This window comes from Candidatus Accumulibacter necessarius (assembly GCF_036625085.1).
Window position 1 is genome coordinate 166044 of the sequence record NZ_JAZKUM010000003.1, and the last position, 12941, is coordinate 178984.

Below are 12941 nucleotides of genomic sequence, written 5' to 3' on the forward strand. Positions count from 1 at the left end.
AGCCCTAGAACGCGAGGTCCGGCGCGTTACGAACAGCCGGACGAGATTCTCTCGCTGAAATCGCCGCCCACAGCACCAGCCACAGCGAGCGCAAAAAAGCCGCCTTCAGTCCCAGGCGAACCATCGCTCGCAGCAGCCAGCGCAGGTTGTAGCCGGTGGCACACAGCACCGTATGCAGGGCATCGCCGAGTTGGCCTGGCAACCAACAGCGATCCATTCGGTGGTCCGACTTCAGATGGCCAATGGTCGGCTTCACGGCTGGTCGGCGCCTGAGGTAGCGGCGCTGCTGCCTGGTCAGGGACTTGTACTTGCCGCGGTGAATGATTTCAACGCTCGGATTGTCGCGATCCCCCCCGCGGTATCCCAGATCGACGAAGACCTGCCTGGGTGATTTGCCGGTGTCTTCGAGCAGGATGTGGGTCTGCTCCAGTTGGGCCGAGAGAATGTGTCCGTCGTAAGGATTGCCGGGGAAGCTGCAGGCGCCGACCACCAGCCCACTCTGGTGGGTGACGACGATGCTGGCCTTGACGCCAAACTCGTAGCGCTTGCGGGCTTTGCCTTTGCTGATGCACTCGACTTCGGGGGCATGCAGGGCGTAGAGCTTGTTCTTGTCGTGGGTTTGTTGCGTGCGGATGCGTTCGGCGCGTTCGAGCAGTGTGTTCAGACGGGCGATGGCCGTAGCGCAGTCGCTGCTGATGGTCGTCAGCTTGCGCCGGACTTCGCGCAGGACGATGCCGAGGATGGTGCGCTGCCGTTTGACGGTACGCCGCAGGCGAAGGACCTGCTTGGCGTGCGCATAGCCGCTGGCCTTGCGGCGCAGTGCCTGGCCTTCCTTGACGAAGGTCTGTTTCACGGTGAGGCCCACCTGCTTGGCGGCTTGCACGACCTTGGCCCGGGCGATCTCCAGCAAGCGGCTGTCGACCGGATGGGCGATGGCCTTTTCTTGCACGGTCGTATCAACGATCACCCGCTCGAACTCGGCTGGGCGCACGGCCTTGGTCTGGACGGCGGTGTCGATGGTCGCCTTGAGCAGTTCTTCGACGCCGGCTTCGCCGATGGCAGTGCGAAAGCGGCCGAGCTAGGTGGCGTCGCACGGGAGCTTCGGGGTGTAGTACTCCAGACCACTGAAATATTGCCAGACGACATTTTCGGACCAGCGTGCAACCAGTTCTTCGTCGCTGCGGTTGAAGGCGTGCTTGAGGTAGAGCAGTGCGGCCATGAGCCGAATCGGCAGGCGGGGACGCCCGGCTGAACTGGTACCACCGCCGGCCGCTTGCCGTGCCGACCCAAACAGGTCGTCGCCTTCGATCACCTTTCCTTCGCGGCTCCGGCAGGCGAAGCTGGGGGCCAGGCTCGCTTCAAGTTGTGACCACGGGATTCGCTCCGTCAGTGCCGCCAAGGGTGCCGAAGGTCGATCATCTGATCCAGCCGGGAGCGCAAAAAGTCATCGCTAGCCATCTGCGATTTGCTCGATTTCTCTCAGGTTTCACCGCCCTGTATTCTAAATTGCCGGGGATCTCAGCGGCCAATTTCGAGTCAAAGCCTAGTGTCTATGCAGGTTCCAGGCAATTTGCAGGGCCGACCAGGTAGTCGTAGGGGTCGATCTGGTGCAACCGACAGGTCACGATCAGACTCTGTAGGATGCCGACGTGCCTGGCGCCGACTTCGGTCCAGCAGAACAGCCAATTGCGACGCCCCATCGGAATCGCCCGCAGAGCGCGTTCAAGGTGGTTGGTGTCGATCGGCACCTCCGGATCGGAGAGATAGACTTCCAGCCCGCCTCGTCGCTCGCGGGCATACGCGAGTGCTTTGGTCAGCGGGTTGCTCGGTAGCAAGCCCTGGGCTTCGAAGCGCTCATCGATCCAGGCGAAGAAGCGCTCGGCGATCGGTTTGGCCTGCGTCTGACGCTCATCACGCTTTTGGACGCCGGCGAGCTTCTTCTGACGGATTTGTTCTTCGATCTCGTACAGCTGACCGATGAAATTCAGTGCCTGCGCGGCGGCTTCGGGTTCGACGGTCTGCGCTTCGAAGAAGCTGCGGCGGGTATGCGCCCAGCACTGGGCGTGCATGATCCCGGTCCTGGCGACGTAACAGGCATAGGCTCGGTAGCCGTCCGAGAGCAGGACACTGCCCGATCGCCGACAGGCCAAGAGCCGTTTCAACGTGTTTGGCCTCGCGACTTTCGAAGAACGGGAAGCAGATCTCGTCGAGTTCGCCATACACCGGCCAGAAGTAGGCGGCCTTGAGCTTGCCCGGAACCCCTTGACCTGCCTTGATCGGCGTCTCGTCCATGGCCTTGACGCGCGAGGCGCGAATTGAGGCGAACTGGGCGTCGTAGATCGGTTCGAGGAGTCCGATCCCCTGCTGGGCGATCTGCGTGAGCCACGGACGACTGACGGTGATCCCTGCATCGGTCAGGCGCTGGTGCTGGCGATAGAGCGGCAGGTGGTAGGCGAACTTGTCGATCAACAGCCCGGCGATGAAGCTCACGTCGGCCCGGCTGCCGTCGATGATGCCGGCGGGTGCACTGGCACAGACGAGTTCTGCAGTCTTCTTCAGCTTGACCACCGGCCGGCGATACTTGATCACCACGTAACTCCCCGGCCGTTGGGCTAGGCGATAGCTTTCCTTGTGGCTGATGCCCTCTTAGTCTTCGCGAGAGAGGCCGTCGGTTGCCGGTGCGGGAAGTTCGATGACTTCGACCGGGACGCGCGTCTCGTCGAAGAAGGGCACGGCTTCATCGTCGTTGCGCCGGGTCGCCGGCTTGCGGATATGGGCGGCAATGACGCGGCCGTTGGGCTCCGGCAGCGTTGGCTGGGTGAGCAACTCGCCGAGACTCATCTGGCCGTTGGCGCCGACCTCGATGCGTCGTTCGCTCTTCTGACCGAAGAGCTGGCGCTTGAACCAGTCGAGTTGCTGTTTGAGGGCAGTGATTTCCTGACGCAGGAGCGCCTCGGTTTTCTCCCTGTTGCGCAGTGATCCGATCAGTTCGGCGATCTGTTGCAGGCTCAAGGTCGCCGCCACTTTGAGACTGGAAACGGTCAGGATCGGCGCTGCATTCATGTCACGATTATACCCCGCGAAGAGGTCTCAAGCCATTGTTTACAGGCCGGTTTGTGTGTAAGTTCAGGAATCTCCGGGAGCCGGTAGCGCTTCCTGACGAGTCCCGGTTCAATGCCCTCGAGCAGCAGCTTCAGGCCGGTCCAGTCGGTTTCCCGCGTGCTCGCTTTCGACCAGTCGGAGACGAAAAGGCCGGCTTCGAGACGCTTGGCCCACAGGCAGAAACCCGTGCGATCCCAGTAGAGGACCTTCACCTGGTTGGCTCGCCGGTTGAAGAAGACGAACAGTTGCCCGCTCAAGGGGTCCTGAGCCAACGCCTGGCGCGTCAGCGCATACAGGCCATCGAAGGAATTGCGCAGGTCGACCGGCCGACCATAGACCTGCACCCGAATCTGTCCTTCGGGGAAGAACATCAGCCGTGCACCAGGTGCACCTGCAGACCGCCACCGAGGTCGAACGTCAGTTCGCGGCGTGCTGGCTGCGCGTCGTCGCTTCGCAGGGGACCCGCATCGATGAAGCTTCCCCGACGGTGGATGATCCATCGCGTCCGGCCTCTCCACCGACGTAGCCAGTCGGCTGCGCCACCGGTAGAAGCTGCTATCGCTGATCCCTGCCCGCGCACAGAAAGCCTCCACCGCTAAACCGCTGCCCGCAAATCCGGACAGTACCCGCCGCCACTCGTCGGCGCTACGCCGTGCCCTCCGCCTTTCGCTATTCGTCGCCATCCCGGCCCTCTCATCTCGTGTCCCGACGGACCTTCCCGGAGCCCTTAAGGCAAGTCGTTGATTAACCAAGAATGGGAAATCCCCCGGCTCTGCCGGGGGACTGGAAAAGTTTGACATTTCAGGGAGTCCATCAGGAAGCTTCAAGCCGTGAGCCGCCAAGCACACGACTATGGCGAATCCCGATGGACAAGTCGGAAAGCCTACGCCATTCGAAGTATGCGGTGTTGCATGTGGTGTGGTGCATCAAGGGCAAGAGCGCGATTCACTTGGCCCGAGTGTACGGTGAGCACAAGAGGAACTTCGTCGGCCCGAGCTTCTGGGCAAGGCGGCACTTCGTCTCGACCGTTGATGGAGACGAGGCGTTGATCCGGGAGTACATCCGAGACCAGGAGCAGGAGGACAAGCGACTGGATCAACTGAGCCTGTGGCGCTGATTTGCCACCTTTAGGTGGCGCAAAATGGTCAGGGTCGCGTTAGCGACTCTGTTTAGCCGCTTTGAGCGGCTCACATAATTCTACTTTGTCAGATTGTCTTTCAATCTAATGCTGAGAGCATGGCGGCTTGCTTTCTGTAGGCGGATTCCATGGCTTTGTGCCGCCGTCGATGCCTATCGATGATGGATGCCGCGAGGTCTTCGTCGGTGACGATCTTGGTAGGCAGCCGATGGCGCATGATCTCTATCAAGTCACGGCAGGAGAGCAGTTCAGCCGTCTCGCGATGGGCCAGGCGCTCCTTGGCCAGGAACATGGTGGCGATCATGACCAGGGCCATGTGATGGTGCCACGCCTGCCAGCGGCGGACCTGATACTCGGCCATGCCGCAGGCGCTCTTGGCCTCTCGGAAGGACTGCTCGACGAAATGGCGCGCTCCCTGCATTTCCGCCAAGCGGCGCAAAGACGCCCTGGGCTTGGCATTGGACAGGCCGAATTTGAGTTTCGTCCCATCGAGTTCCCGTCGTACCAGGAGATGCCAACGGCTCGCCAACGGCGCCTCGCCGTCCCAGACCCACACCCGCTGGGTGAGATAGTCGGCCATCACCTCGCCCTTCTCGCCGTCACGGATCGACAGACGCCCCCAGGCGGATGCCGACTGCGTGGCTGCCCACGCGGCCACCGTCATGGGCACCGCCGTGGTCCGCAGCCGACGGGGCGCTCGACCCTTCGACGAACGACGAGCCGCCACCGCGGGTGCGGGATCCTGGAGATAGATCGCCTGATCCGAATGCACCTCAGCGAAGAAGATCTCTCCCTCGACATCCAGTTCCCCGAGCAGCCAGGGCAAGTGCCCGTAGCCGCCATCAAAGGCGACGAAAGAGAAGTGCAAGCCTTCCCGCCTCAGGCGAATTACCATGTCCAGAGCGATCTCGCCCTTGGTGCGGAACGTCTGCGCCTCCTCAGGCACCCCCACCGCCTCGCAACGTGTCGTATCTTTGGCCCACTTCTCCGGCAGATACAAGTCGGCATCCACCACGCTTGCTACGCCATCGCGCGTCACCGCCGCGAAGACGCCCACCTGACAGTTATCGACCTTCCCCAAGCGACCGTTCCACTGCCGCGCCACGCCCGCGGACATGTTTCCCTTCTTTTAGCCGCTTTGAGCGGCTCACATAATGAAAGCCCCCGGCTTTGCCGGGGGATGGTTACTTGTAAGAAATCAGAAAGTCGGCAAATATGTAGGCATGTACATGGATAATAGTGTCTTCACAAACAATGCGATATGTGCTTTTATTGTCGGCATGTACATCGCCCGCGTCCCCAACCGAAAATCCAGGCCCGCCATCCTGCTCCGCGAGTCCTATCGTGAGGGCGGCAAAGTCTGCACGCGGACGATTGCCAACCTGACGAACTGGCCACCGGAGCGGATCGTCGCCATGGAACGTCTGGTGAAGGGCGAATTCGACGACTGGTCGGGAGAGATGACCAGCGGCGAGATTTTTGGAGTGCTGTTTGCGCTCAAGCAGTTGGCTGATCAGGTGGGCATCACGCGGGTATTGGGCAGTGCGGCGGAAAGCAGGCTCAACCTGTTTCTGATTCTCGCACGCATCGCGCATGGTGGGTCGCGGTTGTCGGCGGTGCGCTGGGCGAAACAGCACACGGTGGCCGATGTGTTGGCGTTGGAGGAGTTCGATGAGGACGACCTCTATGCCGCGCTGGACTGGCTGGCGAGCCAGCAGGAGCGCATCGAGCGGGAACTGTACCAGGCCTACGTCAAGGCGCAGGGCCAACCGCCGGTCCTGGTGCTCTACGACGTCACCTCCAGCTATTTCGAAGGAGAATGCAACGAGCTGGGGCAATACGGCTACAACCGCGACGGCAAGCGAGGCAAGCAGCAAATCGTCATCGGTTTATTGACCGCCGAGGACGGCGAGCCCCTCGCCGTGCGCGTCTTCGAGGGCAACACCGCGGACCCGACGACGGTGGCCAGCCAGATCACGATTCTGAAGGAGCAATTCGGGATTGCCGAAGTGGTGATGGTGGGCGATCGGGGAATGATTAAGGCCAAGGGGAAGGCCGCGCTGTCGGCACAGGGCTTCCGTTATATCACGGCCTTGACTGACGCCCAGATACGCACCTTCCTCAAGGAGGGCGTGCTGCAGACGGATCTGTTCGATGCGCATCTGTGCGAGGTGGAGCACGACGATAAGCGCCTGATCGTGCGCCGGAACGAAACCGTGCGGGTGCGCGAGGGGCGGCGACGAGAGGACAAGTTGGCCCAGTTGCAAGCGAAGGTCGCCGAACGTAACGCCTTCGTCAAGAACTCCAGGCGCGCCAACGCGGCAATCGGCCTGGCCGCCTTGCAGCGCTGGGCCAAGAGCCACAAGCTCAGCGCGTTTGTCACCCTCGCGCTGAACGAACGCGTCATTGTCTGCACCATCGACACGGAGGCTAAAGCGCAGGACGCCCTGCTCGACGGCTGCTATCTCCTGGAAACCGATGTGCCGCAAGGTTTGATGGATGCGAAGACGGTCGATGCGCGTTATCGCGACCTGCAGAAAGTCGAGCGCAATTTCCGACGGTCAAAACCACCTTTCTGGAAATTCGTCCGATCTTCCTGCGCAAGGCCGAGCGCACCAAGGCGCATGTCTTCGTGGCGATGCTCGCCTTGAAGATCACGCGGCGGTTTGAAGCGGATCTGCACCGCACCTTCGGCAGCACCGAAGACGACCCCGCCGCCATCACTCCGGACGACGCCCTGGTGGCCCTCGGACGATTGACCTATCTCTACAGCACCGACCGCAACGGTCAGCGTCACACGCATCTGCCACGCCCCGACGATCAACAGGCCAAAATCCTCGACGCCATCGGCCTGTCCTTCCCGCTCAAGGCCAAAGCCGACAAGCGCGCCGTGTAGGCAGACGCCGCTCTTGCGGAACCGGCTTTTTCTGCAACAAAAACAACTACTTAAAGCGCAGTTGCGTCTACTAGCTAGAGGAAGATCCGCCCGATCACGGCATTGTCGACGGCACAGCAGGGCGCGGGAAGAACACCGCGGAGTTGCCGGTTACGCACCAACGCCCGTCAGCGTCCGGCCTGGACCAGAAACGCGTCGTCAGCACCCCGGCCCAGACCTGTTTGCCCTTCGAACACGCCAATCTGCGTGGCCCGATTACTACCACTGAGCGACACAGCCGGTTGAACACCATCACCCGCAACAGGCGTTCGGCATCGAACTGGTGCGGGTTGCGCAGCAACCGGCGAAAGGCGTCGGCGAAGCCCAGTTCCTTCCACACGGCGGTCAGCAGCCAGGTATTTCCCCCGGAACCCTACGCTGAAAGCTACTGTCCGGTCGTTATCAGCCCCAAACTGGCGAAGTTGCGCCAGCGTCTTGCCACGCGCCTCAAGGGGCATCGATGAACTCTCGCAAGTCGCGGATGAAGCGATCTCGTTCCCACTGATGTGGCGAGTGATCGGACCCTTCGTAAATGTGCAGTACAGCGTTAGCGATTCGCTTCTGGACGTAATGGGCGGTTTCGCTGCGGTAGTAATTGCTCGCACCGCCATATACGAGGAGTGCTGGGATATCGATCCTGTCCAGCGTGGCCCGATAGTCGGCCTCGGTAAGGCTTTCCCAGCAAGCGATCAGCGGCGCCGGGTCCTGTTCCTTTAGCCATTGGCGCGCCTTCTCCAGGCCCCTCGAGCCCTCCTGATACTTTTCTCTGGCGCGATCGTTGAGCCCCATTGCACCAAGGAGGAGAACGGACTCGGCGAAGTCGTTTTCCAGATGGCTCAGGAAGGCTGCGGAACGTTCTCGGTCAAAGTCGCCGTAGATGCCATTCAACCAGTCGGCATCGGTCAGCAGCTTTGGCGACTGATCGAGGAAGCAAACCTTGCCAAGCCGGTTGCAGCCATGCTCCTGGATGTACTGCCAAAGGGTCAGAGCTCCCATCGAGTGGCCAACAGCCACTAGTGCATGGAGGTTGTAGTGATCGATCAGATTGCGAAGGTCTTGCGCCATCCGCTGAACCGTCGGAACGGTGTCTCGCGTCAGGCGATGGCCACCGTGGCCACGCGCATCCCATCGGTAGACACGATGCTGCGGTGTCAGTTGGTCAAGAAATGGAGACCACTCCCGGTGACTGGCAGTCCAGCCATGCAGCATGATGATCGGTGAGCCGTCTCCCGACACATGCACGTGGATCTTCTCTCCATCATCGGCAAAGAAATGCGTCATCGAGACCGGCGAACAGGTAAGCGAGAAATTCAGAGGGTGAGATCACCCTGACAGTAACGACTATAGTCCTCGTCAGCTCAAAAAGGAACTGCGACTCGAGGAAGAGCTATTTTCGCTTAGTCGATTTCCCGTGATTAGGGAGCAACCATCCCCGGCGGCTGACCCCTGGCTCGACGAGAATGGTATTGTTTTCAACGATCAGGAGTATTTTCAATGGCAGAGGGACATGTGGTTACGGCCCTGATCGCCATGCGCGCCGAACTGGCTGGGCTCATCGCGTCAACAAATGGAATTAAGGCGTCTGGTCGATGATCCGGATCAGCCGGACGCGACCCTCAAGCTGCTTTCCCCGGAAATCGACCGGAGTACGATCCGGTACAAGGCGCACCGGGTGAGGAACCGGTCCTTCCGGCCCGGTGCATGTCAGCGCATGGGATTGGATATCTTCAGCTAAGCTCAAGGCGTGGCGCTGAGAGTTGCCAGATTGGCGAAGCGCTGGCGCACGCAAGGGCCTCGAACGTTCCACGATCATGAGCTCGCGGATTTGAAGGAACGCCATTGGGGTCCTGCATCGCCTGGCGCGTACCAGGACCCTGATCTCTGCCGGTTGTGACGCGCAGCGATTTGATCCGCTTGCACAGTACGACTTTTCTTGGAAACCGCCTTCGCATAGCGCATATCATGTGGTCGACCACGCAATGTGGTGCGAGAAGTGAACGCACGCACGCTTCGGAGGGGGTGGGCGCGCTCATCCCTACACCGATAGGCCAGTATCCCGCGCGCCAGCCAGACATGCACAGGCTCTGAGCCCGCTCCGTGAGCGAGTAGAATATTGCACGTCAGCCGGGGGCCAGACATTGGCTGCCCGGAGCAAGTTTCTTTCGTCACCAGCAACAAAGCGGGGATCTCGTGATACGCAGTGCTTCCGCCTTCGATACCGGCCTGCGCGCCTGTCCTGACTGCGACCTCCTGCAGCGCCTGCCGCCGGTTCCGGCGGGCGCGGTGGCGCTGTGCACGCGCTGTCAGGCGCCGCTCTGGCGACACAAGCCGGACTCGCTCAATCGAACGCTGGCGCTCGCGCTCGCCGGCGCCATCCTCTGGCTGATCGCCAATACGGTACCAATGCTCGGCCTGTCGGTGGCCGGTCGCGAGGCCTTCACGACGGTGTTTGGCGGCGTCCTGGCGATGTGGCGCGATGGCCGGCAGGAGGTGGCGATGCTGGTACTGTTCACCGCCGTGATCGCACCGGCGCTGGAGATCGTCTGCCTGCTCGCCGTCGTGCTGGCAGTGCGCCGGCCGCCGGCGCCGTACTGGGCAGGCCTGCTGCTGCGCGGCTACGAGCTTGTCCGCGAGTGGAGCATGATCGAGATCATGCTCCTCGGTGTGCTGGTCGCGCTGATCAAGATTGCCGAACTGGCGACGGTGATTCCCGGCCTCGCGCTGTTCGTGCTCGGCGCGCTGGTCTTCCTGCTTGCAGCCATGGCCGCTGCCTTCGATCCGCACGATGCCTGGGCCCGGATCGAGTGGGCCGAGGACCAGTCGCCGCGGGGCGAACGTAACACGGCCTGCCTGCCAGAGGCGCGGCAGTGAGCGCGGCGCAGGTCAGTGCGATGTCGCTCGGCCTTGCCGGATGCGAGGCCTGCGGCTTGGTCTCGAGACCGCCGCTGGGGGGCGTCGCGGCGCACTGTCCCCGCTGTGGCGAGCGGCTCCATTTCCGCCGGCCGGCGAGTATCGAGCGTACCTGGGCCCTGGTGCTGGCTGCGCTGATCCTCTACGTTCCCGCCAACCTGCTGCCGGTGCTGTCGACCTACACGCCCCTGGGGGCTGCAACCGCCACCATCATGGAGGGGGTCGTCGAGCTCTGGTCGCCGTCGTCGTGGCCGCTGGCGATCATCGTTTTCGTCGCCAGCATCACCATTCCACTTGGCAAGCTGATTGCGCTGGCTTATCTGTTGATCAGCGTACAGCGCGGTTCGGTCGAATCGACGGGGCAACGGGTACGGCTCTATCGCATGGTAAAGTTCATCGGCCGCTGGTCGATGCTCGACGTTTTTGTCGATACCTTTGTCGTCGCGCTTATCCAGTTGCGGCCGCTGATGTGGGTCGAGCCGGGCGCCGGAGTGATCTTCTTTGCCGGTGTCGTGGTGCTGACGATGGTCGCGGTGAATTGCTTCGATCCGCGGCTGATCTGGGACCTTCCGCAACAGGAGAAGCAGGGCAATGCCTGAGAATCAAGAACTTTCCGACCTTCCCGAGGCGACTGCGGTGCCGAAAAAGCGGACACGGCTTTCGGTGGTGTGGATCATTCCGATCATCGCGGCGCTCCTGGGTGGCTGGATCGCGGTCCAGAAACTTCTGTCCGAGGGGCCGACGATCGAGATCAGCTTCGCTTCGGCGGACGGGCTCGAGGCCGGCAAAACGACGGTCAAGTACAACGGCGTCGACGTTGGCCGGATCGAATCGCTGAAGGTCTCAGCGGATCGCCAGCGGATTCTGGCCAGCGTGCAGATGGCCCCGGAGGCGGGGGAGTGGCTGGTCGACGACACCTCCTTCTGGGTCGTTCGCCCGCGCATCGCCGGCGGCAGCATCACCGGCCTCGGGACGCTGCTCTCGGGCTCCTACATCGGCATGGCGATCGGCAATGGCAGCGAGCGCGTTCGTTCGTTCACCGCGCTGGAGGTGCCGCCGGTGGTCGCTGCCAATACGCCAGGACGCTTCTTTCAGCTCGAGGCGGCGAACCTCGGATCGCTTGACTACGGCACGCCGATTTTATTTCGGCGAATCCAGGTTGGGCAGGTCGCTTCCTACCGCCTTGAGGAAAACGGACGCGGGCTGGTGGTAAGAATCTTCGTCAAGGCGCCGTACGACCGATTCATCAAGCCCGAGACGCGCTTCTGGCAGGCCAGCGGACTCGATTTTTCGCTCAACGCCGACGGCCTCAATGTGCAGACCGAGTCGCTGGCCTCACTGCTGATCGGGGGAGTCGCTTTCGACACGCCGACAGAGAGCGCCGAGGCCGATCCGGCCCCCGCAGACGCGCGTTTTGAGCTTTTTGGCGACCAGGCATCGGCGATGAAGGCTCCGGAGAGGCGGTCCGTACACTACGTACTCTACTTTGACGAGTCGGTGCGCGGTCTGTCGGCTGGTGCGCCGGTGACACTGCTCGGCCTGCCGATTGGCGAGGTCGTCTCGGTGCGTCTCGAGGCGGGCAGCCGGAAGGACCTGAAAGTGCGGGCGCGCGTGCGGGTGGCGACTTTTCCGCAGCGTTTTCTCGATGTGCTGGTGGACCCGCAGGACCTTACCGGAGGCAAAGAGATCACCCCGGCAATGCGGCGGGATCTCCTCGACCGCCTGGTGGCGCGCGGCCTGCGCGCGCAGTTGCAGACGGGCAACCTGCTCACTGGTCAACTCTATGTCGCCCTGGCCTACGTTCCGAACGAGGCGCGCGCGAACATCAACTGGCAAGCCGATCCGCCGGTCTTTCCGGTGGCCAAGAGCGGTCTCACCGACATCGAGGCCAAGTTGACGAACATCCTGACCAAGCTGGACCGCCTGCCGATCGACGCCATCGGCAACGACCTGAAGCAGTCGCTGGCGACGCTTGCCGAGACGCTGAAGGATGTCGATACGCTGGTCAAACGCTGGGGTGGCGAACTGACGCCGGAACTGAGCAGCACGCTGGTCGAGGCGCGTCGCACGCTGGCAGCGGCGGAGCGCAGCTTCGATTCCGCGGGCAAGGTGGTCGCACCCGACTCGGTGTTGATGGCGGAAATGCGCGGCATGCTGAGCGAGATCAAGCGCGCGGCACAGTCGATGCGCGTGCTGACCGATTATCTCGAGCGCCATCCAGAGGCGCTGATTCGTGGCAAGAGCGAGGAGTTGCAGTGATGAAGCGTGCTGGATGGAGCGTCCATGGGCCGGCGTTGGCGCTGGCGGCAGCACTGTCGGGCTGCGCGTCGGCGCCGGCGCAGTTCTACACCCTGGCGGCGACCGCGCGGCCAGAGGCAGGCGCCTCGCCGGCGGCTTACGTCGTCGCTGTCGATGGCGTCGCTCTGCCAGCCACGGTGGACCGACCGCAGTTCGTCGTTCAGAAGGGCCCGAATCGGGTCGCCGTCGACGAATTCAATCGCTGGGCGGCGCCGCTGGCGAGCAGCGTCGCGGGGACTCTTGCCGAGAATCTCGTCGTTCTGCTCGGCACGTCGCGGGTAGTCAGCGGACCGTTGGCGCCGAGCTTCGATCCGGCGTACCGGGTCACGGTCGACATCCTGCGCTTCGAGTCGGTGCCGGGCGAGGCAGCGACGCTCGATGCGCTCTGGCTGGTACGCCGGCCGGGCGCGGGCGCGGCGACGACCAGCGGGCGGACGACGCTGCGCGAGCCGGTGCAGGGTCAGGGCTACGATGCACTCGCCGCGGCGCACAGCCGGGCGATCGCCGGGATGAGCCGCGATATCGCCGCCGCCATTCGCGCCGAGGCGGGACGATGAC

General features: G+C 62.6%; 9 protein-coding genes and 5 pseudogenes. 7 read left to right on the top strand and 7 right to left on the bottom strand.

The window, feature by feature from the left end; all coding sequences use genetic code 11:
• Positions 1-4: 4 nt before the first annotated feature.
• From V5B44_RS08920 to tnpB, 3 genes and pseudogenes are all read right to left on the bottom strand, one after another.
• A pseudogene (locus V5B44_RS08920) lies at positions 5-1458 on the bottom strand (IS5 family transposase).
• A 122-nt stretch (positions 1459-1580) separates the two neighbouring features.
• A pseudogene (gene tnpC, locus V5B44_RS08925) lies at positions 1581-3063 on the bottom strand (IS66 family transposase); the annotation flags it as partial.
• A complete protein-coding gene (tnpB, locus tag V5B44_RS08930; protein WP_332358718.1) occupies positions 3060-3473 on the bottom strand; it encodes an IS66 family insertion sequence element accessory protein TnpB in 414 nt (137 codons plus the stop codon). The gene tnpB and the pseudogene tnpC, both read right to left, overlap by 4 nt.
• 5 nt (positions 3474-3478) lie before the next feature.
• On the opposite strand from tnpB, the gene V5B44_RS08935 reads away from it, so the two are divergent.
• Positions 3479-3628 carry a hypothetical protein gene (locus tag V5B44_RS08935; RefSeq protein WP_332358719.1) on the top strand — a complete coding sequence of 50 codons (150 nt, stop codon included), beginning with the start codon at positions 3479-3481 and terminating at the stop codon, positions 3626-3628.
• A 43-nt stretch (positions 3629-3671) separates the two neighbouring features.
• Here the strand turns inward: V5B44_RS08935 and V5B44_RS26615 are convergent.
• Positions 3672-3902: pseudogene (locus V5B44_RS26615) on the bottom strand (hypothetical protein); the annotation flags it as partial.
• A 95-nt stretch (positions 3903-3997) separates the two neighbouring features.
• On the opposite strand from V5B44_RS26615, the pseudogene V5B44_RS08940 reads away from it, so the two are divergent.
• A pseudogene (locus tag V5B44_RS08940) lies at positions 3998-4219 on the top strand (transposase); the annotation flags it as partial.
• Between the two features lie 100 nt (positions 4220-4319).
• On the opposite strand, the gene V5B44_RS08945 reads toward V5B44_RS08940, so the two are convergent.
• Positions 4320-5357 carry an IS701 family transposase gene (locus V5B44_RS08945; protein WP_332358720.1) on the bottom strand — a complete coding sequence of 346 codons (1038 nt, stop codon included), beginning with the start codon at positions 5355-5357 and terminating at the stop codon, positions 4320-4322.
• Positions 5358-5520: 163 nt separating this feature from the next.
• On the opposite strand from V5B44_RS08945, the pseudogene V5B44_RS08950 reads away from it, so the two are divergent.
• Positions 5521-7136: pseudogene (locus V5B44_RS08950) on the top strand (IS1634 family transposase).
• A 94-nt stretch (positions 7137-7230) separates the two neighbouring features.
• Here V5B44_RS08950 and V5B44_RS08960 read toward each other — a convergent pair.
• A complete protein-coding gene (locus tag V5B44_RS08960) occupies positions 7231-7515 on the bottom strand; it encodes a hypothetical protein (RefSeq protein WP_332358723.1) in 285 nt (94 codons plus the stop codon).
• A 107-nt stretch (positions 7516-7622) separates the two neighbouring features.
• Positions 7623-8456 (bottom strand): alpha/beta fold hydrolase, encoded by an 834-nt coding sequence (locus tag V5B44_RS08965; RefSeq protein WP_332358724.1) that lies wholly within the window; start codon positions 8454-8456, stop codon positions 7623-7625.
• Positions 8457-9365: 909 nt separating this feature from the next.
• On the opposite strand from V5B44_RS08965, the gene V5B44_RS08970 reads away from it, so the two are divergent.
• Genes V5B44_RS08970 through V5B44_RS08985 form a run of 4 tightly spaced genes read left to right on the top strand, consistent with a single transcriptional unit; the run spans position 9366 to position 12940 of the window.
• Positions 9366-10046 carry a paraquat-inducible protein A gene (locus V5B44_RS08970; protein WP_332358725.1) on the top strand — a complete coding sequence of 227 codons (681 nt, stop codon included), beginning with the start codon at positions 9366-9368 and terminating at the stop codon, positions 10044-10046.
• Positions 10043-10684, top strand: coding sequence for a paraquat-inducible protein A (locus V5B44_RS08975; protein ID WP_332358726.1), 642 nt, complete (start codon positions 10043-10045; stop codon positions 10682-10684). The genes V5B44_RS08970 and V5B44_RS08975 overlap by 4 nt, the downstream gene beginning before the upstream one ends.
• Positions 10677-12344 (top strand): intermembrane transport protein PqiB, encoded by a 1668-nt coding sequence (locus V5B44_RS08980; protein ID WP_332358727.1) that lies wholly within the window; start codon positions 10677-10679, stop codon positions 12342-12344. Before V5B44_RS08975 ends, V5B44_RS08980 begins: the two co-directional genes overlap by 8 nt.
• A complete protein-coding gene (locus tag V5B44_RS08985; RefSeq protein ID WP_332358728.1) occupies positions 12344-12940 on the top strand; it encodes a PqiC family protein in 597 nt (198 codons plus the stop codon). Before V5B44_RS08980 ends, V5B44_RS08985 begins: the two co-directional genes overlap by 1 nt.
• Position 12941 lies beyond the last annotated feature (1 nt).

What these genes read in the sequence shown, in the direction of transcription:
- tnpB (WP_332358718.1), bottom strand. Translation starts at nt 3,473, where the DNA reads ATGTTCTTCCCCGAAGGACAGATTCGGGTGCAGGTCTATGGTCGGCCG.
- V5B44_RS08945 (WP_332358720.1), bottom strand. Translation starts at nt 5,357, where the DNA reads ATGTCCGCGGGCGTGGCGCGGCAGTGGAACGGTCGCTTGGGGAAGGTC.
- V5B44_RS08965 (WP_332358724.1), bottom strand. Translation starts at nt 8,456, where the DNA reads ATGACGCATTTCTTTGCCGATGATGGAGAGAAGATCCACGTGCATGTG.
- V5B44_RS08980 (WP_332358727.1), top strand. Translation starts at nt 10,677, where the DNA reads ATGCCTGAGAATCAAGAACTTTCCGACCTTCCCGAGGCGACTGCGGTG.
- V5B44_RS08985 (WP_332358728.1), top strand. Translation starts at nt 12,344, where the DNA reads ATGAAGCGTGCTGGATGGAGCGTCCATGGGCCGGCGTTGGCGCTGGCG.